This is a genomic window from Altererythrobacter sp. Z27 (genome assembly GCF_052683155.1).
The window spans coordinates 2,682,246-2,700,499 of record NZ_JBQYMC010000001.1; the positions used below are offsets into that span (position 1 = coordinate 2,682,246).

General features: G+C 63.0%; 23 protein-coding genes. 11 read left to right on the plus strand and 12 right to left on the minus strand.

The window, feature by feature from the left end; all coding sequences use genetic code 11:
• The first annotated feature begins 1 nt into the window (after nt 1).
• Nucleotides 2–631 carry an ABC-type transport auxiliary lipoprotein family protein gene (locus tag ACUJ47_RS12970; protein ID WP_445538798.1) on the plus strand — a complete coding sequence of 210 codons (630 nt, stop codon included), beginning with the start codon at nt 2–4 and terminating at the stop codon, nt 629–631.
• Between the two features lie 3 nt (nt 632–634).
• Here the strand turns inward: ACUJ47_RS12970 and ACUJ47_RS12975 are convergent, their stop codons facing one another.
• The 6 genes from ACUJ47_RS12975 to crcB are packed head-to-tail and all read right to left on the minus strand — an operon-like array spanning nt 635 to nt 4,343.
• Complete coding sequence (locus tag ACUJ47_RS12975; protein ID WP_445538799.1) at nt 635–1,330, minus strand: ATP12 family chaperone protein; 696 nt, start codon at nt 1,328–1,330, stop codon at nt 635–637.
• Nucleotides 1,327–1,545, minus strand: coding sequence for a hypothetical protein (locus ACUJ47_RS12980; RefSeq protein ID WP_354144526.1), 219 nt, complete (start codon nt 1,543–1,545; stop codon nt 1,327–1,329). Before ACUJ47_RS12980 ends, ACUJ47_RS12975 begins: the two co-directional genes overlap by 4 nt.
• Nucleotides 1,542–2,186, minus strand: coding sequence for an HAD-IA family hydrolase (locus ACUJ47_RS12985; protein WP_445538800.1), 645 nt, complete (start codon nt 2,184–2,186; stop codon nt 1,542–1,544). Before ACUJ47_RS12985 ends, ACUJ47_RS12980 begins: the two co-directional genes overlap by 4 nt.
• Entirely contained in the window at nt 2,183–2,782 is a 600-nt protein-coding gene (locus tag ACUJ47_RS12990) for an FMN-binding negative transcriptional regulator (RefSeq protein ID WP_445538801.1), read from the minus strand. Before ACUJ47_RS12990 ends, ACUJ47_RS12985 begins: the two co-directional genes overlap by 4 nt.
• Nucleotides 2,782–3,933: a pseudouridine synthase gene (locus ACUJ47_RS12995; protein ID WP_445538802.1), complete on the minus strand. Its 1,152-nt coding sequence runs from the start codon at nt 3,931–3,933 to the stop codon at nt 2,782–2,784. Before ACUJ47_RS12995 ends, ACUJ47_RS12990 begins: the two co-directional genes overlap by 1 nt.
• On the minus strand, nt 3,930–4,343 hold the full coding sequence (gene crcB, locus ACUJ47_RS13000) for a fluoride efflux transporter CrcB (RefSeq protein WP_445538803.1): 414 nt from the start codon (nt 4,341–4,343) through the stop codon (nt 3,930–3,932). Before crcB ends, ACUJ47_RS12995 begins: the two co-directional genes overlap by 4 nt.
• Nucleotides 4,344–4,546: 203 nt before the next feature.
• Between crcB and rpsU the strand changes: the two genes are divergently transcribed.
• From rpsU to ACUJ47_RS13045, 9 genes are all read left to right on the plus strand, one after another.
• Nucleotides 4,547–4,753 (plus strand): 30S ribosomal protein S21, encoded by a 207-nt coding sequence (rpsU, locus tag ACUJ47_RS13005; protein ID WP_054531871.1) that lies wholly within the window; start codon nt 4,547–4,549, stop codon nt 4,751–4,753.
• A 128-nt stretch (nt 4,754–4,881) separates the two neighbouring features.
• Nucleotides 4,882–5,460, plus strand: a complete 579-nt coding sequence (locus ACUJ47_RS13010) for an FKBP-type peptidyl-prolyl cis-trans isomerase (RefSeq protein ID WP_445538804.1) — start codon at nt 4,882–4,884, stop codon at nt 5,458–5,460.
• Nucleotides 5,461–5,518: 58 nt separating this feature from the next.
• The gene (locus tag ACUJ47_RS13015; RefSeq protein WP_445538805.1) at nt 5,519–7,234 is read left to right on the plus strand and encodes a DUF4153 domain-containing protein; all 1,716 of its coding nucleotides are present in this window, start codon (nt 5,519–5,521) and stop codon (nt 7,232–7,234) included.
• A 58-nt stretch (nt 7,235–7,292) separates the two neighbouring features.
• Nucleotides 7,293–7,595, plus strand: coding sequence for an Asp-tRNA(Asn)/Glu-tRNA(Gln) amidotransferase subunit GatC (gene gatC / locus ACUJ47_RS13020; protein WP_445538806.1), 303 nt, complete (start codon nt 7,293–7,295; stop codon nt 7,593–7,595).
• Nucleotides 7,595–9,076 carry an Asp-tRNA(Asn)/Glu-tRNA(Gln) amidotransferase subunit GatA gene (gene gatA, locus ACUJ47_RS13025; protein WP_445538807.1) on the plus strand — a complete coding sequence of 494 codons (1,482 nt, stop codon included), beginning with the start codon at nt 7,595–7,597 and terminating at the stop codon, nt 9,074–9,076. The genes gatC and gatA overlap by 1 nt, the downstream gene beginning before the upstream one ends.
• On the plus strand, nt 9,070–9,204 hold the full coding sequence (locus ACUJ47_RS13030) for a hypothetical protein (protein ID WP_445538808.1): 135 nt from the start codon (nt 9,070–9,072) through the stop codon (nt 9,202–9,204). The genes gatA and ACUJ47_RS13030 overlap by 7 nt, the downstream gene beginning before the upstream one ends.
• Nucleotides 9,197–10,684 carry an Asp-tRNA(Asn)/Glu-tRNA(Gln) amidotransferase subunit GatB gene (gatB, locus tag ACUJ47_RS13035; RefSeq protein WP_445538809.1) on the plus strand — a complete coding sequence of 496 codons (1,488 nt, stop codon included), beginning with the start codon at nt 9,197–9,199 and terminating at the stop codon, nt 10,682–10,684. The genes ACUJ47_RS13030 and gatB overlap by 8 nt, the downstream gene beginning before the upstream one ends.
• A 24-nt stretch (nt 10,685–10,708) precedes the next feature.
• Nucleotides 10,709–11,167: a tRNA (cytidine(34)-2'-O)-methyltransferase gene (locus tag ACUJ47_RS13040; RefSeq protein WP_445538810.1), complete on the plus strand. Its 459-nt coding sequence runs from the start codon at nt 10,709–10,711 to the stop codon at nt 11,165–11,167.
• Between the two features lie 68 nt (nt 11,168–11,235).
• Complete coding sequence (locus ACUJ47_RS13045) at nt 11,236–11,472, plus strand: hypothetical protein (protein WP_445538811.1); 237 nt, start codon at nt 11,236–11,238, stop codon at nt 11,470–11,472.
• Between the two features lie 4 nt (nt 11,473–11,476).
• Here ACUJ47_RS13045 and ACUJ47_RS13050 read toward each other — a convergent pair whose 3' ends face one another.
• The 4 genes from ACUJ47_RS13050 to ACUJ47_RS13065 all read right to left on the minus strand — a co-directional run bounded on the left by ACUJ47_RS13050 (nt 11,477) and on the right by ACUJ47_RS13065 (nt 14,237).
• Complete coding sequence (locus ACUJ47_RS13050) at nt 11,477–12,040, minus strand: hypothetical protein (RefSeq protein ID WP_445538812.1); 564 nt, start codon at nt 12,038–12,040, stop codon at nt 11,477–11,479.
• Nucleotides 12,018–12,476 (minus strand): hypothetical protein, encoded by a 459-nt coding sequence (locus ACUJ47_RS13055; protein WP_445538813.1) that lies wholly within the window; start codon nt 12,474–12,476, stop codon nt 12,018–12,020. Before ACUJ47_RS13055 ends, ACUJ47_RS13050 begins: the two co-directional genes overlap by 23 nt.
• A 102-nt stretch (nt 12,477–12,578) precedes the next feature.
• Nucleotides 12,579–13,178: a hypothetical protein gene (locus ACUJ47_RS13060; RefSeq protein ID WP_445538814.1), complete on the minus strand. Its 600-nt coding sequence runs from the start codon at nt 13,176–13,178 to the stop codon at nt 12,579–12,581.
• Between the two features lie 18 nt (nt 13,179–13,196).
• Nucleotides 13,197–14,237, minus strand: coding sequence for a hypothetical protein (locus tag ACUJ47_RS13065; RefSeq protein WP_445538815.1), 1,041 nt, complete (start codon nt 14,235–14,237; stop codon nt 13,197–13,199).
• A gap of 298 nt (nt 14,238–14,535) precedes the next feature.
• On the opposite strand from ACUJ47_RS13065, the gene ACUJ47_RS13070 reads away from it, so the two are divergent.
• Nucleotides 14,536–15,534 (plus strand): helix-turn-helix transcriptional regulator, encoded by a 999-nt coding sequence (locus ACUJ47_RS13070; protein WP_445538816.1) that lies wholly within the window; start codon nt 14,536–14,538, stop codon nt 15,532–15,534.
• A 76-nt stretch (nt 15,535–15,610) separates the two neighbouring features.
• On the opposite strand, the gene ACUJ47_RS13075 is transcribed toward ACUJ47_RS13070, so the two are convergent.
• Nucleotides 15,611–15,913 carry a hypothetical protein gene (locus ACUJ47_RS13075; protein WP_445538817.1) on the minus strand — a complete coding sequence of 101 codons (303 nt, stop codon included), beginning with the start codon at nt 15,911–15,913 and terminating at the stop codon, nt 15,611–15,613.
• A 77-nt stretch (nt 15,914–15,990) separates the two neighbouring features.
• Nucleotides 15,991–18,204, minus strand: coding sequence for a penicillin acylase family protein (locus tag ACUJ47_RS13080; RefSeq protein ID WP_445538905.1), 2,214 nt, complete (start codon nt 18,202–18,204; stop codon nt 15,991–15,993).
• Nucleotides 18,205–18,254 lie beyond the last annotated feature (50 nt).

Genomic DNA, 18,254 nt, shown 5'->3' on the forward strand with positions numbered 1-18,254 from the left:
CATGACTATGGGGGGCATCATGCCGTCACTCGCGAAACGACCCCGGGGTGCCTTGCGCCTTGCCTTGCTGGCGCCGCTGCTGGCGCTGGGTGGCTGCGTGAGCCTAGGCGGGGCGGAACCGCCCGAAAGCCTGCTTACCCTGACGCCCGAAATGTCCGCACCGGCGGGCAGCGCAGTCAGCGCAGCGCGGGGGCAGGCGATTGCGCTTAACGAGCTGGCTGTTCCGGCCGAAATCGACGTGCTGCGTGTGCCCGTGCGGATCGACCCGACCAATGTGGCTTATCTGAAGGATGCCGTGTGGGTCGAGCGTCCGGGGCAATTGTTCCGTCGCATGCTCGCCGAAACCATCCGCGTGCGGACCGAGCGCGTGGTGCTGGCTGGCGGCGATCCGCTGGCTCGTGGTGCCCCGCAATTGCGCGGCCAGATCAGCGAATTCGGTTATGACGCGTCGCGCGCTGCAGTCGTGGTTCGTTTCGATGCCATGCTGGTAGGAGAGGACGGCGTGGTCGAGCAGCAGCGCTTCGAAGCGGTCGAGCAAGGCGTGATCGCCGAAGCAGGGCCGGTAGGCGCAGCGCTCAATCGCGCAGCGAATGACGTGGCGCGCCAGGTCGCAGACTGGGTCGCCCAATAGGGCTCAGGCGCGCTGCAGCCGCATCCACTCGCAAGCCGCCAGGAAGTCCGCATGTTTCCGCGCGCGGTGCTCCTCCGCTTGCGGGTCGCGGCCCCACTGCTCGGCCTGCCATTCTTCCTCGAGGCCGGCAGCCCGCCACAGGACGTCAGGATCCTCCGCCTGTTCCAGCGCAAGAAGCGCAATCGCCAGAGATGCGGCGAGCGAAGCCGCGGCCTGCAATCCGGCCAGCGCGAAATGATCGAGTTCTTCCAGCCGTTCGCGCAAGCGAGAGAGCGTGGCAGGCGGCTGCGGGCGATGCATGATCCCGCTGACGCGCGTGAACGCGATGCCTTCGCGCTGTTCCAAGGCTGAGACTAGCGGCTCCCATTCGGCTTGCTGGCGCGCATAGAGCGGCTCGTCGGGATCGGCGCGGTAGCAAAGCGTATCGGTTTCGGCGAAGCCCAGCAGGGTATCGATTGCGGCTGCAGGGTCAGTTGCGACGATATCGATCGCGAAATCGGCCTGGTCGCGGAAGCGGAACGCCGCGGGGTCGATGTCTTCACCCTGGCCGGCCCATTCGCTCGCCAATGCCTCGGCCAGAGCGCGGCTGGGCAGCACTTGCGGTGCGCCTCTCATGCTCTTGATGCCGCGCCCGTCGAGCGTGACTTGCCAGCCACCCGGAACCTCGGCGACGGAGACTTCCTTGTAGAATCGCTTCATTGGTCGTTTGAGCGCCACCCCCGCGCAAGCAAGCGGGGCGCAAAGAAGAAATCGAATAGGCCGGCAAAGGCCAGCACCCATCCAAGCGGAACGGGCAGGTCGATCACCCCGCGCGCAATCGCGATCCCCGCCAGCACCATCGCTACGCCTGCGACCCGCACCAGGTTGAGGATCATGTAGCGTTGGCGCGCCAGCGCTTCCTTGTCGTCGATCACAGCAATTTCTCCAGCTCTGTCGGGTGCTGCGCAACCGCTTCCGCGCCTGCGTGGCGAAGTTCGTCGGGCGTGTGGTAACCCCAGGCCACGCCAAGCGCGCGCACCCCCGCATCGCGCGCCATCAATATGTCGAATGTTGTGTCGCCGATCATCACGGCTGCACCGGGCGCCACGCCCGCTTCGAACAGCGCCGCGTCCAGCATGGCTGTGTGCGGCTTCGAGGGGTGGCGGTCGGCGGTCTGCAGAGACACGAACAGATCGGAAATTCCGTGCCGTTCGAGGCAGGCATTGAGCCCCCTGTCGCTCTTGCCGGTGGCTACAGCGAGAAGCCAGCCCGCTTCCGCCAAGCCGGTCAGCACTTCGTGAATCCCTTCGTAAAGCGGCTCGTCGATCAGCCCTTGCTGCCTGCGCGCGAAGAAACCTTCCTTATAGGCCTGCACCAGCCGCGCATTCATTTCGGGATCGAGTTCAGGCGCAAGATGGCGGATCGCCACGGGCAGGCTCAACCCTACCGAGCGGCGCACTTCGTTGCGGTCGGGTGCGGCCAGGCCCGCATCGAGAAAGGCCTGCTCCATCGTGTCGCAGACATGCGCCTGCCCGTCGACGAGCGTGCCGTCGCAATCGAATACGGCGAGTTTCATTCGCCAAGCGTCCGCATCAGATGCGCCAGCGCGGGCGATCCGTTCTCGGCCAGGCCTGCCGCAATCCGCTCGCGCTCTTCGGGCGATTTCTTTTGCGACATCTTGAGCGTCGGCCGCCAGGCGAGGATTTCCATTTCGAAGCCCACGATGCCGCGGAACAGGCCGCTCCAGATATTTTCGGGCGTTTCGTCTGCGCTCCACTGCTCGCCGCCGAGCCTGCCTTCGAAGCGTTCGATCACGCTGTAAAGGAAGGCTTCGAGTCCGTCATCGTCCATCCGGCGCACCCGGCCTTCGAGTTCGAGCGCGACGTAGTCCCAGGTCGGCACCGTCGCGCGATCGGCATACCAGCGGGGGCTGACATAGGCGTCAGGCCCATTGACCACTACCAGCGCGTTCGATCCGTCGAGATGGCGGGTAATCGCATTGCCGCGCGCAAGGTGGAACTGCACCGCGCCGTCACCGGTCGAAAGCAGGGGCGTGTGCGCAACGCGCGGCCCATCGGGCGTGGTCAGGAAAACCATGCCGAAGCCGATCTCGTCGATAAGGGCTTCTAGCAGGGCACGGTCCTCGCTGCGAAAAAGCGGGTTGGGATGCATCAGCGCTTCGGCCCCTTGGCCGGTCCCTTGGGCTTCGCCTTGCCTGCGGGCGCGGCGCCCCGGCCACGGCGCTCGCCACGCCGCGCCTTGCGATATTGCTTGGCATGCGCGCGTGCAGCCTGCTTCTTGTCGGCGCGGGTCTTTTCAGGAATGTCGTCGCGCAGCGGAGCGGCATCGCTCTGCCCCGGATCGAAGCCAAGCTGTTCCATGCTCGCCGCGAAGTGCTCGGGCAGTTCTGCAGTGACGTCCAGCTTGCCGCCGCCCGGCTCGTCGATGATCAGCCGCCGCGCATGGAGGTGCATCTTGCGGCTGATGCTGCCGGTGAGGAAGGAATCCTGCCCGCCATATTTGCCGTCGCCCACGATCGGGTGGCCGATAGCGGCAAGGTGTACGCGCAGTTGGTGCGTCCGGCCCGTCAGCGGCTCGAGCTCGACCCAGGCCGCGCGGTTGCCGGCCTTGTCGACCACGCGATAGCGCGTCTTGGCAGGCTGCCCACCTTCCTCGTCGATATGCATTTTCTCGCCGCCGGTGCCCGGCTGCTTGGCGAGCGGTGCGTCGATCGTGCCTTCCTTCACATCGGGAACGCCCGCGATCAGCGCCCAATAGATCTTGCGGGCGCTGCGCCCTGAAAAGCGCTTGGAGAAAAAGGCGGCGCTGCCGGGCGTGCGCGCGATCAGCAGGACGCCCGATGTATCCTTGTCGAGCCGGTGGACGAGGCGCGGGCGCGGCTCGTCTCCTTCGACGAAGGCGTCGAGCAGCCCGTCGACATGGCGGGTGGTCTTGCTTCCGCCCTGCGTGGCGAGGCCGGGCGGCTTGTTGAGCACGATGGCGCTTTTGGTCTGCTTGATCACCATGGCCTGGGCCTCGGCGAGATCTTCGGCGGAAAGCTGGCGCTGCGGCTTGGGCTTGCGGCCGGTGTCCTCGCCGCCGGGGGGCACGCGCAGGACCTGTCCCGCGCTCAGTCGATCCTCGGGCTTTACCCGCTTGCCGTCGACCCGCAGCTGGCCGGTGCGCGCCCATTTGGACACGGTGCCGAAGCCGACTTGCGGCAAATGGCGCTTGAACCAGCGGTCGAGCCGCACACCGTCATCATCGGCATCGACCGTGAACTGGCGCACTGCGGGCGCGGCGGGTTTCGCTGCGTCGCTCATCCGACGATCCGCATCACGATCAGGCCGAGATAGAGCCCGATCAGCCCGGCCAGCACCGAAATGGCGGCATAGCCGAGCGCGGTTGCAGGCTGGCCGCGTTCGATCAGCAGCATCAGTTCAAGGCTGAAAGCGCTGAAAGTGGTGAAGCCTCCCAGCAGGCCCACGCCCAGCAGCAGGCGCAACTGCTCGCCTTGTGCGCTGCCGTGGCGTGCCAGCCAGCCGGCGAGCAGGCCCATCGCCATGCTGCCTATCACATTGACGGCCAATGTGGCCCAAGGGAAGGTCGTGACCACTTGCGGGCCGAGCCAATGAGTCATCCCGCGCCCCAGCTGGTAACGCAGGAGCGCGCCCACCCCGCCGCCTATGGCGACGTTGAGGCTGGCGGCGAATGGAGAGAGTGCGGCAGACATTGCGGCACTCCTTAACGAGCCAAGCGCTTTATGCCTAGCAGCGCTTTCGCTGCCAGAGCCTTGCCAAAAGGTGCTGATTTCGCTAGGGCGCCCCCGGATGAGGCCGACCGTTCGCGGATTCGGCGCCTTTTTCGTTGATTTTCAAGTGGCGCAACCCGCGCTTGAGGCGGGCTCTGTACCATTGCTGTGAGGTGTAGGAATTTATGCAAATCATCGTTCGCGATAACAATGTCGACCAGGCCCTGCGCGCGCTCAAGAAGAAGCTGCAGCGCGAGGGGGTGTATCGCGAAATGAAGCTGCGCCGGCACTTTGAAAAGCCGAGTGAAAAGCGCGCCCGTGAAAAGGCCGCTGCCGTTCGCCGCGCACGTAAGCTCGAGCGCAAGCGGATGGAGCGCGACGGCAGCAAGTAATGCCGACGCGTTCGGGCGTTTCGCGCTTGAACACCTACATGCGATAAGCCATCAGGGCGCGGAAACCGATTCCGCGCCCTTTTGCATTGCACCACCGGGCGCAACCGATTGCAGCAGGACACGAATCAATGACCGAAGTTACCCGCGTTCCGATCCAGCCGATCGAAAAAGGCTCGCTTGCCAAGCTGTGGCTGGGCGTGATCGGCGCAGTCCTACTGGGTGCGGGGCTTGCCTGGACCACAATGCCGCCTTCGATCTCGGTTGAAGAACTGGTGGCGGGCACCGGCGCCAGCCCTGCGGATGGCGATGTGGCCTTCGTGAAATACAAGGGCACTCTCGCTGACGGCACTGTGTTCGACGAAGCGGGCGCTTCGCCTTTCCCGCCGGGACTGTTTCCCGATGGGGTTCCCATGCTGATCGAGCCGGGCCGGATGGTCGAAGGCTTCTACCAGGGGCTGAAGCAGATGGAGAAGGGCGGCAAGTACACGCTGCATATCCCCGCCGTGCTGGCCTATGGTGATTCGCCGCCGCCGACTTCGAGCATCCCGCCGGGTTCCGACCTTGTCTTCGAAGTCGAGATGGTCGATTTCATGAGTCAGGAAGACGCCGAACGGCGCTTCATGATGATGCAGCAGATGATGCAGGGGCAGGGCGCGCCAGGCGGCCCGCAAGCGGCTCCTGAAGGTGCGCCGGTTCCTCAACCGTAAAAATGGACTAAGCCGGATAGCGGGTTGATCGCAGGTTCAAACCTGCGACAACCGCCGGATGGCTGACCAAAGCGCAATCGCTCACCCTGCCGACGAGGCAGTCCTGCACGACTGGCCCTTGCGGCCCTGGCTGCTCGCCGCCCTGCTGGGGCTGGCCGGGCTGCTGGTCTATTTCGCGGCTGATGGCGGAGAGAACGTCCCATGGCGCATGGCGCTGGCCGCCGCGGCGGTGTTTGGCCCGCTGGCGCTGGCGTTCACGCTGGCGCAGGATCGCTGGGAAGCGCCCGCCATCTTTGCCGCAGCGGTTGCGCTGGTCATGGCGGGGATCGCCTGGCGCGCGACCAGCGCAGGCGATCGCTATGCCGACGAGGAATTCTGGGTCGCGGCCGGCATATTGGCGGTCACACTGGCGCTGCCGCTGTTCCAGGCGGGCTTTCACCGCTTGCGCTGGGGCACAAGCTACAAGGCGACCCATTTCCATGTCTGGACCGACGCGATCAGCGGAGCGGGCGCGTTGGCGTTTGTCGGCCTGGCTTGGGCGTTGCTCGCATTGCTTGCCGAGCTGTTCAGCGTCATCAAGATCGACCTGCTGCAAGACCTGATCGACGAAGACTGGTTCGGCTGGCTGTATTCCGGTGCAGCCTTCGGCGCGGCGCTGGGTGTGCTGCGCAACCAGCTGAAGATCATCGGCACGCTGCAGAACGTGGTCCTGCTGGTGCTGTCGATCCTGGCAGTGCCGCTGGCGATTGCGCTGGTCATCTTCCTGCTCGCGGTCGCGGCATCGGGGCTCGACGTGCTGTGGGAAGCGACCAAGAGCGCCACGCCATTGCTGCTTTCCATTGCGGTCGGGTGCTTCGTGCTCGCCAATGCCGTGGTGCGCGACGAGGACGAGCAGGCGAGCAATTCGCGCATTTTGCGGCTGGCGGGCTTCGTGCTGGCGCTGGGGATCCTGCCGCTTTCGGTGATGGCGGCGATTTCGATGGGCACACGGATCGGCCAGCATGGCCTAAGCCCCGAACGGCTGTGGGCGCTGGTCGCGATTGCGGTCGCCGTGGCCTATGGCGTGGGGTACTTTGTCGCGGCCCTTCGCGGGCGGCGCGCAGGCTGGCGCGACCTGCTGCGGCAAGCGAACCTGCATCTGGCGGTGCTGACCTGCGTGATTGCCTTTGCCCTGGCGCTGCCGATCTTCAATTTCGGCGCGGTTTCGGCCAGCAACCAGCTCGCCCGTCTGGAAAGCGGCAAAGTGAGCGTTGATGACTTCGATTATTCCGCGCTTCGCTGGGACTTCGGCGAGGCTGGGCGGGATGCGCTGGCTGAACTTGCCAAGAGCGAGAATGCGGAAATCGCGAAGCTGGCAAATGACGCGGTCAATCAAGAGACGCGCCCCTACTACGGACAGACCACCGCCAGCGAACGCCGCGAGATTGCTGAAAACGCTCAGATCGAAGTTAGTGATCCAGCGATCGCCAACGCGGTCCGCGAATTTGTCAGCAGCGAAGTCCATACCTGCCGCGAATCTTGCCGCGCGGTCGAGGTAGGCAATATCGCAGCCGGGCCGGTTGTTGTGCTGCTTAGCAATGGGGATCATCGCCTTCTCATCTACGATCGCGATAAAGGCAAGCTGGTCCAATACTGGCAGCAAGACGGCAAGCTTGTGCCGAGCGGCGCCTCTGAAGTGAACAAGATCGACTGGGATGGTCCAGTCGAATTGCGGCCCTTCAATGGTCAGCAGCTGTACATCGACGGAAAGCCTGTCGGCCAACCGTTCGAATAGCGTGTTTCCGCCGCAACTCCCGCTTGAAGCGCGCCGCACGCACCGCTAACGCGCGGCTATGTCCGTAGATAAAACAACCGTGGCCAAGATCGCCTCTTTGGCCCGCATCAAGATGGATGATGCAGAGCTCGAGCGCATGGTGCCCGAGCTCAATGGCATCCTCAAATGGGTCGACCAGCTGGGCGAAGTCGATGTGACCGGCATTGAGCCGATGACCGCTGTGATCCCCAATCATTTGCGCCTGCGCGACGATGTGGTCGATGCCGATCCGCTGACCGGCGGCGGCAAGCGCGACGATGTCCTCGCCAATGCGCCTGCGGCCGAACACGGTTTCTTCGGCGTGCCCAAGGTGATCGAATAATGGCTGATTTTACCGAACTGGGCGTCAAGGCGATCCGTGACGGGGTTGCGAAGGGCGATTTCACCGCGCGCGAAGTGGCGGAGGCTTTTAACGCCGCCGTGGCCGGTGCTGCCGAACTCAACGCTTTCATTGTCACCACTCCGGATCATGCGTTGGCGGCAGCCGAGCGGGTCGATGCCGACCGCGCGGCGGGCAAGCCGCTGGGCAAGATGGCGGGCGTGCCGATCGGCATGAAGGATTTGTTCGCCACCAGGGGCGTCCAGACCACCGCTGCATCGCATATCCTCGAAGGGTTCGAGCCTGAATACGAAAGCACCGTGTCCCAGAACCTGTGGAACGCGGGCGCGGGCATGCTGGGCAAGCTCAACCTTGACCAGTTCGCGATGGGTTCCTCGAACGAGACCTCCTATTTCGGCAATGTTTCTTCGCCCTGGCGCAAGGAAGGCACCAACGCGGCGATGAGCCCGGGCGGCTCGTCGGGCGGTTCGTCGGCTGCCGTATCGGCGCGGATCGCGCCTGCCGCGACCGGCACTGACACCGGTGGTTCGATCCGCCAGCCCGCCGCCTTCACCGGCATTTGCGGGATCAAGCCGACCTATGGCCGGTGCAGCCGCTGGGGTGTGGTCGCCTTTGCCAGCAGCCTCGACCAGGCAGGGCCGATGGCGCGCGACGTCACCGATTGCGCGATCATGCTGGAGGCGATGGCGGGTTTCGACCCGAAGGATGCCACTAGCCTCGACATGCCGGTACCCGCATGGGAAGCGGGCCTGGACGCCGATCTAAGAGGCAAGAAGGTCGGCATTCCGCGCGAATACCGCATGGACGGGACCGATTCCGAAATCCTCGACAGCTGGGAGCGCGGCAAGGAATGGCTGCGCGATGCGGGGGCGGAGATCGTCGACGTCAGCCTGCCGCACACCAAATATGCGCTGCCCGCCTATTACATCGTGGCACCGGCTGAAGCTTCGTCCAACCTCGCGCGCTATGACGGCGTGCGTTACGGCTTGCGCGAACTGCCCGAGGGGGCCGGCTTGCAGGACATGTACGCCGCTACCCGCGCCGCCGGTTTCGGCGACGAGGTGAAGCGCCGCATATTGATCGGCACCTATGTGCTGAGCGCAGGATTCTACGACGCCTATTACAACCAGGCGCAAAAGGTCCGCGCGCTGGTCTCGCGCGACTTCAGCGAAGCATTCAAGCAGTGCGATGTGATCCTTGCGCCGACCACGCCCACCGCCAGCTTCCCGCTGGGCGAGATGAGCGACGATCCGCTGGCGATGTATCTCAATGACGTGTTCGCCGTGCCCGCCTCGCTGGCGGGGCTTCCGGCGATGAGCGTTCCTGCGATGACCAATAAGGACGGGTTGCCGCTGGGGCTGCAGCTCGTAGGCAAGGCTTTCGACGAGCAGGGCGTGCTCAATGCAGGCCTCGCGATCGAACAGCGCGCCGGGTTCAGCGCCAGGCCGGAGAAGTGGTGGTGACCTTCGCCATCATCTTCCTCGTAGCCATGGCAGCAGTAGGCGGCTTCGCCTATTATCTCTCGCGCACGGTCGAGCATGGCGAAGCGCGTTTCGATACGACAAATACACGGACGAAAGACGATGAGTAATTACCGCATCCAGGGCGCAACCGGCGAATGGGAGGTCGTGATCGGCCTTGAGGTTCACGCGCAGGTCGTCTCGAAGTCCAAGCTGTTCTCCGGCGCGGCGACCGCTTTCGGCGCGGAGCCCAATGCGCAGGTTTCGCTCGTCGATGCCGCGATGCCCGGCATGCTCCCTGTGCCCAATGCCGAGTGCATCCGCCAGGCGGTGCGCACCGGAATGGCGATCGAGGCGCAGATCAACAAGTGGAGCCGGTTCGACCGCAAGAACTACTTCTATGCCGATTTGCCGCAGGGCTACCAGATCAGCCAGCTCTACCATCCGCTGGTGGGCGAAGGCTCGCTTCATATCGAGGCGGACGAGAAGGCCGGGATTCCCGAAGACAAGGTGATCGGGATCGAACGCATCCATGTCGAACAGGATGCGGGCAAGCTGATGCATGACCAGCACCCGACCATGTCCTACGTCGACCTGAACCGCTGCGGCGTGGCGCTGATGGAAATCGTCTCCAAGCCCGATATGCGTTCCCCTGCAGAGGCTGGCGCCTATGTCCGCAAGTTGCGCAGCATCCTGCGCTATGTCGGATCGTGTGACGGCAATATGGAAGAAGGTTCGATGCGGGCGGACGTCAACGTCAGCGTGCGCCGCCCGGGCGAGGAATTCGGCACGCGTACCGAGACGAAGAACGTCAACTCCGTGCGCTTCGTGATGCAGGTGATCGAGTATGAGGCGAACCGCCAGGTCGACCTGATCGAGAGCGGCGGCGCTGTGGAGCAGGAAACCCGCCTGTTCGATCCGGGTACCGGCACCACGCGGACAATGCGCAGCAAGGAAGACGCGCATGATTATCGCTATTTCCCCGATCCGGACCTGTTGCCGCTCGAGCTAGACGACGCATTCCTTGAGGAATGCCGCGCCTCGCTGCCCGAACTGCCCGATGCCAAGCGCGCGCGCTATGTCGGGGAACTGGGCCTCAGCGAATACAATGCTCGCGAATTGACCGCCGAGGTCGAGACTTTTGCGCGCTTCGAGACGCGGCTTGAGGAAGTTTCGTCAGAAAGTGGCAAATCTCCGCGGGAAGTTGCTAAACGGGTTGCAAACTGGGTTCTCTCGGAGGCGCCTGGTGTCGAGAATGCGGTGGAAATTAGAATTCCGGTGGACCAGATTACGACCGCAAACACTGCTATCATCGTGGCGACAATCGACGGCTCAATTTCAACCGGCAAGGCAAAGGAAATCTACGCTGAAGTCTTGCAAGGCAACGTCTCTTTGAAGTCAGCTATTGAAGCGAACACGCAGGTCAGCGACATCGGCGCGATCGAAAGCGTGATCGATGAAGTGCTCGCCGCCAATATGGACAAGGTCGAGGAATATCGCGGCGGCAAGGACAAGCTGTTCGGCTTCTTCGTCGGCCAGACGATGAAGGCGCTGCAGGGCAAGGGCAATCCGGCGGTGGTCAACCAGATCCTCAAGGACAAGCTGGGCTGAACGCCATAAGGCCCTGATCAGAAAATGACTTCCATCGTCCTCGTCCAGCCGGAAATTCCCGGTAACACCGGGGCGGTCGGGCGCACCTGCGTGGCGCTCGACATGGAACTGGTGCTGATCCATCCGCTCGGCTTCGAGATTTCGGACAAGCGCGTTAAGCGCTCGGGCCTCGATTACTGGCCGCATATAAGGCTGGTCGAGTTCGCCAGCTGGGATGCCTTCATTGCCGAACGCGCGCCGCGCGCGGACCAGCTGTTCCTGTTCGAGGAATATGCCGAACGCAGCTTCTACGAACCGGACTATCCCGATGAGGCCTATCTGGTGTTCGGGCGCGAGACCAAGGGTATACCGCCGGAGATCGTCGCGGCACACCGCGAGCAGATGGTCAGCCTCCCGATGCGTTCGGACAAGGTGCGATCGCTGAACCTCGCCAACACCGTCGCTGCGGCGGCTTATCAGGCCTTGCGAGCGCATCTACCCTAGTATTCGCCGCTAACGTACGGCGGCCCGCATGGCTTGCCAATTTCGCTTTGCGGGCTAGTCTTTCCCATATGAAGTGGGCCTTTTTGATCTTCGCCGTGCTCTATGCGCTCGCGTTATTCGTCCTGGCAGTCGGGACCTTTGGCTGGTTTGGGCAGGAGCAGGATCCACTTTCGGGCGTGTTCCTGATGCCTCTCGGCCTGCCGTGGAACTTCGTCGCGGACAAGATCGGAATTGGCGGAGCTCTAACAGCGATACTTGCCCCGGCGATCAATGCGGCAATCCTCTTCTGGCTTTGGAGGCGGTGAAGCCTTAACCGCCAGTTGGTGGACTTTCAGTGCGCGTGACGGGGGCGACCTTGCCCAACCCCTGCATATGTTCGTCGGCCTGCTTAAGGATCGCCATGAAAGCTCGATAGCTTTCATCCATGCAGCCATCATTCCATTCGATTTCGATGGTGGTTGCTCCGCGGGTCAGGCGGATCGTGCCATAAGCCATGTCAGGCAAGAAGCTTTCGCATTGCTGCGAATCCGGCACCGGTTTGGGCAATCGGCGCAGCAACTTCTCAAGCGTTATGTAATTCTCTGGATCGGGTTCGATCTCATGCCAGGCAAGTTGGTAGTCGGAATAGGCCGCGTCTTTTGCGCGCACGGTCTCGGTCCAGCTTCCGCCGCCATTCGACAATACGCGCCATGAACTTATCGGCGCACCCCAGCTCTTGACCTCGAATGCGATCATGTCCCACTCGGGTGTTGTAGGCTTGAGAGGAGCGTCCTGCGCGATTGCGGGCAAGCACTGGGCGAGGCTTGCCGAGATGGCCAGCCCCGCCGCGATTCCCGAGCGTCTTGCGAGGTCAGCCGCCTTCGACGAAGGCATCGACGATCACATAGGTCTCCGGGCCGAAATTGATCGTCACCTGATCGCCTTCGCGTGTGGTCTTGAAGTCCCAGCCGGCCGAGCCGTCAGCCTGTGCGCTATCGGCACCATAGGGTTCGGTGCCCTTGAAGAAGATCGCGCGGGTGAAGCCATCGGGCTTTTTCACCTCGACCAGCGTTGTGCCGTCATCGCCCCAATTGCGCTTCACCCCTGCGTCGCACGACTGCGTTGGAGGTGCGTTGTCGAAGCCGCAATTGAGTATTGTCGTCGCATTGTAGTCGGTTCCCGCCACCAGCACATCCTCCGTCCCATCGGCGGTTGGCACTGTCTCGGTCGCTGCAGGATCAGGTGTTTCGGTTGAAGTCGAATCCGTTTCGCCGCCGCTACAGGCGGAGAGGGCGAGAACGAGAAATCCCGTGAAGATTGCTTTCTGCATGGCTCAAGAACACTCCCATTGTCTGCGCCTGATCGGCGCCTTGCTCGAAGTTTTGAAGCGGTGATTGGGGCCTGGAACCCTGCAAGCCAGGCCCCAAACTGGTTACATCGCGCCTTCGCTGCCGGTATACATGACTTCGCCGATCGTTCCGTCGCGATAGCCCAGGCACCGCCACGGCGCTTCGGCACCGCTCACATTGACGTAGATAGCGATTGCAGCTTCCGATTCCTCAATCCGGTTGGTTCCGATAACCCCGCCACCGGTCATGTCGTTGATGCGGGCGAGGCATTTCGATTCCAGCCCGCCGGGCGAGCGGATCGGGTCTTTCAGCGCCTGCTGGGGCGGCTGCTTAGCGGGCGCTTCTACCGGTGCCAGCATCCCCGCATTGGCATCGCCCATGGGTACGCTGACGAGCCGCACGCCCTCGACATTGCCTACGATCCTGCCACCCAGAGTTTCGGCAGCGGCTTCGCTTGGGCAGCCAACCAGTATCGCGCTGTCGTCAAGATAGTTCGAGGTAGCGGCGGACTCGCCCAGCCGGCGGCAGGGCGCGCCGGGATTTGGATATCCATCTCCGAAGGGCGCGAGGCTTTCCGGGATGACCGCAACTTCCTCCGCCGCGGCATCGGGTTCGTCGCTCGAACCTCCGCAAGCGGCGAGCGAAAGCATTGCGGCACCCGCAATGAGCAGCTTCAGCTTCATCTGAACGCTCCTCCGGGCTCAGCGGCAGTTAGGATGCTGGCCGATGTCGCGAATGTCGGTTGCGCGGCCATTGACGATCATCAGTTGCAGGCACTGGCGCGATTCCGCGCGCCACATGATGGCATAGCGCGTCTGGTCGTCGCCGAGCCGCGCCACCCGGGTGAAGCCGCGACCGTTGAGGATTTCCCGCGCACGTTCGCCGGTCCTGCCAATCACGTCATTGAACTGTGCCGGTGCAGCAGCGCCCATTGCCGGGCCTGAGCCGCCGTTACCTCGGCATTTGGGATGCTGCCCGATGTCGCGCAAATCCTCGAGCCGCCCGCCGGAAACGATCACTTGCAGGCACTGGCGCGATTCGGGCCGCCACTGGATCGAGTAGCGCGCATTGCCGCTGGTGAAATTGTCCACCTGAGTAAAACCACGGCGGCTCAACTCATCCATGCCGCCTGCAGCACGTGCGCCCTCAAGGTCCTTGAACTGCGCGACCTGTGCATAGCCGCCGCGCCGCTGGTGGTGGCTAAGGTTGGCTTCGCGCTGGTCCACGCCCGCCTGGTACCCGTCCGAGTAGGAATTTGAGCGATCGTAATTGTGGTAGGCGGCGTTGTGCAGGCCGTCGGTATAGCCACGTTCGTAATCGGCCTCGGCTTTCGCATCGGCACTATGCTGGTTGTCGTCGTGATGGCTCGACTTGTGGCTCAACAATGCGCCGAGAAGCGCCGCGCCCGCAACAGCGCCAACCGCTGCCCCTGCACTACCCTTGTGATGGCCGCAGTCCTGATCGGTCGCATCGGTGATCGATTCCACACGCCCATTATAGACCTCGACCTGGACGCAATCGTCGTCACCACCGTTCCACCAATAGCTGTAGACGTAGCCAGATGACTTCTTGTTGGTTGAAACATGGCTGAAACCGCGCTGCTGCAGTGCCGATTCCGCGCTGCTCCCGCGCATTCCGTTGATGTCGACAAGTTGGCTGGCCTTTTCGGCAAGAACGGGCGTTGCGACCAGAGCAGTCGTCGCAGCGGTGGCAATGAGGAATTTGGTAACGCGAGCTTTCATGGGTTTCTCCTAAAAATCCATGCAATCCAAGCCCGGCTGAAATTTTGACGAGGGATGGCGACACGTGCCGAATCCCCCTGCGACCTTTTACATTAGCCAGCCGACTAAGTGCCTCGCCAAGCTAGCGAACCTTTCCCGCCGGAAGTATCGACAAATTCTGCCATTGAATTGACATTTCCTGCCAATATGGCAGCTTGGCGAACCGAATTTGTACGGAATGCGGGGCCTCTCCATGCCTTCTGACAGGCGCAAAAGATTCCAGGAATGCATTGCGGCATTGGTGCGCGAGCACCCGCACATGGCATCTTCCAAAGTGCCGGCCGGCATCACACGCTTCTGGGGCAGCAGCCTCGGGTGGCCAGCATGGATCTTCGAAGGGACATCGTTTGCTGGGCCTCAATCGCTTACTCGCAAGATCACGCTGATCGACGACTTGAAGCTGCTGGCGAACCTCCTCCACCACGTCGGCGAAGCCAGGCTGGTGGAGATGATGCTCGACTGGCCGCGCTATCCCGGCGAAGCGATCGTTCTGGCGGCACCCGATCTCAAGGCGGCGATCTGGTCGCGATCGGATTCGATCGATTTGCAGAATGCCCCGATCAGCGTTTCGGTCAGGTCAGAGAGGGATGCAGACGTTGTCGAGGTTTCTCTCCACCCCGAGCTCGGCCCGTTCCGGCCGATCTATGAGCAAGTGGTGCTGGTCCTCTATTTCCTGATAGCCAGGTCGTTCATCGGCATGACCCACACCAGCAAATCCGACCTGTCCGAAATCTCGATAAGGCAAGTGCACTCGGGCCCGATCATCGCGGAACTGCTCCCTTGCAAGGTTGTGCAGGCTTCTAGCGAGGCAAGCATGGCGATCCCGGCCAGATTGCTTTCCCATTCGAATCCCGATTTCGATCCTGCCACGTGGACCATGCCCGTTGGCCCGCGCCAGCGCGTTCCTCGCACCCGGCGAAGGCAAGTCGACGCCAAGGCTCTTGCAGACGCGATCAGCACATCCCTAACGGAGCTTGGCAGAGTGCCGCAACTCGCCGATCTCGCAAGGATGCACGAGCTTTCCGAGCGCACGCTCGCTCGCAATCTCGCGAATTCGGGCACTTCGTTTCGTGAATTGCTCGACCAGGCCCGGATGGATCTGGGAAAGGAACTTCTCCTCCAGAGCGACCTGCCGGTGCACGGAGTTGCCGAGCGGCTGGGATATAGCGAGGCGTCCGCATTCGTGCGGTCCTTCAATCGCCAGTTCAATGTCTCGCCCGCCAAATGGCGAAATGGCCAGCGGCCAGAATTTCGATAGAGAGCCGTGTTTAACGCAAAAGGGCCGCCGGATCTCTCCGACGGCCCCTTTTCGATTTCGCGACTGCGAGCGCGGCTTAGCCGGTGCGCGTGCCCGAAAGCGGCATCGCGCCGAATGCGCCGGCGTTGACGCTGCCAGTCAGCGCATCGCCGTCGATCGTGGCGGTGCAGTCGAGCGTCATCGGCATCGGCACGGTCATCTGCATTTTCCAGCTGATGGTGTTGCCGTCGACTGTGCCGCTCGGAATGTCCATCGATCCCATCGCGCCGGCCATCGAACCGCTGAAGGTGCCGTCGCCATTGTCGTTGACGGTCAGCGTACCGCTCTGGTCGCCCATCGGGCTCTTGACGGTGGTGGAATAGGTGCCGGCTACAGACATTGGATTCTCCTCAAAACCTCTGGGTTTGCCGGGCCGGGATTGCCCGTACCCTGTGCAAGGCCCTGTTTACACGCGTGTCAGTTGGACTCAACCACATATCGCCGTTCGGCATTGGCCAGCGCATCCTCGCGCCAGAAATGTACCGGCTTGAGCTGCTTTTTCACGAATAGCTGTGCCTGGTCGGTGTAGTGCTTGCTGCCGGGGCGGGTTGTGGCCGCGCCGAAAGGCTGGATCGATTGCGAGCGGACCCTTTCGCCCGGCCGCCATTCGACGAACTGGATGAAGCTGTCGCCATGATTGACCGACAGCCGCCCATCGGGTTCGACATTCCATGTGGTGGAGGCGCGAAGCGTGTCGGAACCGCCGTCGAGCGGCAGGTCCACCGCATGCGGGCCCGGCCCTTGGCGCAGCCTCAGCACTTCGCTCATCGGCGGGTCGATCCGCCCGAAATGCGCCATCAGGTGATCGACCTGCTTGCGGAGATGCTCCTTGACGTCGGGCAGCGGCTTGTTCTGGTATTCCGCCGACATGAACTCCTTGATCATCAGCAATGCGATCGCATCCGCCTTGCCGCGATTGTCGGCGGTGAAATCCCATGTCAGCAGCAGGTCGCGCGCCTTGCCGAGATCGGCCTCTTTGGACAGGTCGAGCTTTTCCAGCGCGGACCAGAGATCGGCGACATAGCCCGCGCGCTCGTAGCCCGTGTCATATTTGATCGCCTCCAGCGTCGCACGGTCGATCACAGGTGCATTGGCCATCAGCCTTGCTGCACGCTCTGCGCGGTTTGTGGTCTTGAGCTCGATCCCCAGTTCGGGGGCGAAGTCTGCCGGTGACAGGTCGCTGCCGGGGCCCGCCGCCGAATAGGGCTGGTTGTTGGCGTTGAACAGCCAGCCGCTGGCTGGATTGATCAGCTTGGGCAGCCGGTCATAGCTGACCGGGCCGCGCCAGATCAGGTCCGAACGGTCGCCCGGCAACACGCTGCGCCAGTTGGCGCCTTTTGGCCGGTCAGGGAGCGCGGCGTTGTAGACATAGGCGATGTTGCCCGCTTCGTCGGCGTAGATGAAATTCGTGCTCGGCACCGCCATGCGCGCCAGCTGCGCCTGCCACTCGGCAAGGTTCGTCGCCTTGTTGAGCCGGTAATAGGCATCGAGCTGCTCCACGCTGTCGATCCCCCCATAGCGCAGCGCATAGACGCCGGTGTGATTGAAGATCACCGGGCCATGCACGCTGCGATAGACTGTCTGGCGGATTGGCAAGATGATCGGGCCGAACTTGACCGGCAGCGTCACCGCCTTGCTTTCAAGCTCACGCCATTCGCCGTCGAGGCGATAGCGCGTACCGCTGTCATCCATCTCCAGCTTGTAGATGTCGACCATGTCGGGCCGGTTGACCGTATTGGTCCAGCCGAGGTGCCGATTGTGGCCAAGGAAAGGGTAGGGCGATCCGGGGAAATTCGCCCCGGCATAGTGCCAGCCTTCCTCGCTTTCGACGACCATCTCGTACCATGCAACGCCGCCGCGCCACGGCTGGTGGCTGTTCGATACGAGCCGGGTCACCCCGTCGCCCGACTTGCGCGGCGCGATGGCGAATGCGTTCGAGCCCGACAGCGCGCCGTCCTCTCCCCATGGCAGGGGGAAGCGCCGGCTTTGCGCGGTTTGGGCGGGGGAGGAAGCGGATTCGGCGTCGCGCGGGAAGCCGGGAATATCGGGGCCGAACTCGCGCCGCAGCGGGTCGCCAGAAACCAGCGGTCCAATCACGCCGCCCAGCCCGAAGAAGAAGGGCTGGCGCAGCGCGAAGCCGGCAGCGATGTCTTCGCCGTTCACGGGGAACAGGTTCGCCAGCTTCAGTTCCTGCGGGTGTTCGCGCGCATATTGGTTGAGCCCGGCGGCATAGGCTTCGAACAGCGCGCGCGTATCCTCGGGCAAGGCGGGATAGTGCCGCTCAGCCGTGCCGCGCGCGTCGAGCAGGTGATAGGCATAGTCGATCTGTGCGCCTTCCTCGCCAGCGATCGCGCCATAGCGCCCGCGTGCCATCGCCAGCACATCCTGCAAGGTGAAGAAATCGTCCTCTGCATGCGCGATGGCGACGCCAAAGGCCACATCGGCATCGGTCTTGCCGTAAATATGCGGGACGCCGAATTCGCTGCGCAATATCTCGGCGCGATAGTGGCGCTGTTCGTCAGGCGCATGTCCGCTTTCGGCGAAAAAGGGTTCCCACGTGGCGAGCGCAACGAATAGCGCGAGGAACAGTACGAGCAGCGCAGCCGCGCCACGGAAAAGCCATTTACGGATCACGGGAAACCCCTATTGGAATGCGCGTTTAGACTGCTCTGGTCACTCGT

Excerpts from the sequence above, each read along its gene's own strand:
- ACUJ47_RS13065 (WP_445538815.1), bottom strand. The coding sequence starts at position 14,237 with ATGAAAGCTCGCGTTACCAAATTCCTCATTGCCACCGCTGCGACGACT.
- ACUJ47_RS13060 (WP_445538814.1), bottom strand. The coding sequence starts at position 13,178 with ATGAAGCTGAAGCTGCTCATTGCGGGTGCCGCAATGCTTTCGCTCGCC.
- crcB (WP_445538803.1), bottom strand. The coding sequence starts at position 4,343 with ATGTCTGCCGCACTCTCTCCATTCGCCGCCAGCCTCAACGTCGCCATA.
- gatC (WP_445538806.1), top strand. The coding sequence starts at position 7,293 with ATGTCCGTAGATAAAACAACCGTGGCCAAGATCGCCTCTTTGGCCCGC.
- rpsU (WP_054531871.1), top strand. The coding sequence starts at position 4,547 with ATGCAAATCATCGTTCGCGATAACAATGTCGACCAGGCCCTGCGCGCG.
- ACUJ47_RS13050 (WP_445538812.1), bottom strand. The coding sequence starts at position 12,040 with ATGCCTTCGTCGAAGGCGGCTGACCTCGCAAGACGCTCGGGAATCGCG.
- ACUJ47_RS12990 (WP_445538801.1), bottom strand. The coding sequence starts at position 2,782 with ATGCATCCCAACCCGCTTTTTCGCAGCGAGGACCGTGCCCTGCTAGAA.
- ACUJ47_RS13045 (WP_445538811.1), top strand. The coding sequence starts at position 11,236 with ATGAAGTGGGCCTTTTTGATCTTCGCCGTGCTCTATGCGCTCGCGTTA.
- ACUJ47_RS13015 (WP_445538805.1), top strand. The coding sequence starts at position 5,519 with ATGGCTGACCAAAGCGCAATCGCTCACCCTGCCGACGAGGCAGTCCTG.
- ACUJ47_RS12970 (WP_445538798.1), top strand. The coding sequence starts at position 2 with ATGACTATGGGGGGCATCATGCCGTCACTCGCGAAACGACCCCGGGGT.
- gatA (WP_445538807.1), top strand. The coding sequence starts at position 7,595 with ATGGCTGATTTTACCGAACTGGGCGTCAAGGCGATCCGTGACGGGGTT.
- ACUJ47_RS12995 (WP_445538802.1), bottom strand. The coding sequence starts at position 3,933 with ATGAGCGACGCAGCGAAACCCGCCGCGCCCGCAGTGCGCCAGTTCACG.
- ACUJ47_RS12975 (WP_445538799.1), bottom strand. The coding sequence starts at position 1,330 with ATGAAGCGATTCTACAAGGAAGTCTCCGTCGCCGAGGTTCCGGGTGGC.
- ACUJ47_RS13055 (WP_445538813.1), bottom strand. The coding sequence starts at position 12,476 with ATGCAGAAAGCAATCTTCACGGGATTTCTCGTTCTCGCCCTCTCCGCC.
- ACUJ47_RS13040 (WP_445538810.1), top strand. The coding sequence starts at position 10,709 with ATGACTTCCATCGTCCTCGTCCAGCCGGAAATTCCCGGTAACACCGGG.
- gatB (WP_445538809.1), top strand. The coding sequence starts at position 9,197 with ATGAGTAATTACCGCATCCAGGGCGCAACCGGCGAATGGGAGGTCGTG.
- ACUJ47_RS13010 (WP_445538804.1), top strand. The coding sequence starts at position 4,882 with ATGACCGAAGTTACCCGCGTTCCGATCCAGCCGATCGAAAAAGGCTCG.
- ACUJ47_RS13070 (WP_445538816.1), top strand. The coding sequence starts at position 14,536 with ATGGCATCTTCCAAAGTGCCGGCCGGCATCACACGCTTCTGGGGCAGC.
- ACUJ47_RS13075 (WP_445538817.1), bottom strand. The coding sequence starts at position 15,913 with ATGTCTGTAGCCGGCACCTATTCCACCACCGTCAAGAGCCCGATGGGC.
- ACUJ47_RS12985 (WP_445538800.1), bottom strand. The coding sequence starts at position 2,186 with ATGAAACTCGCCGTATTCGATTGCGACGGCACGCTCGTCGACGGGCAG.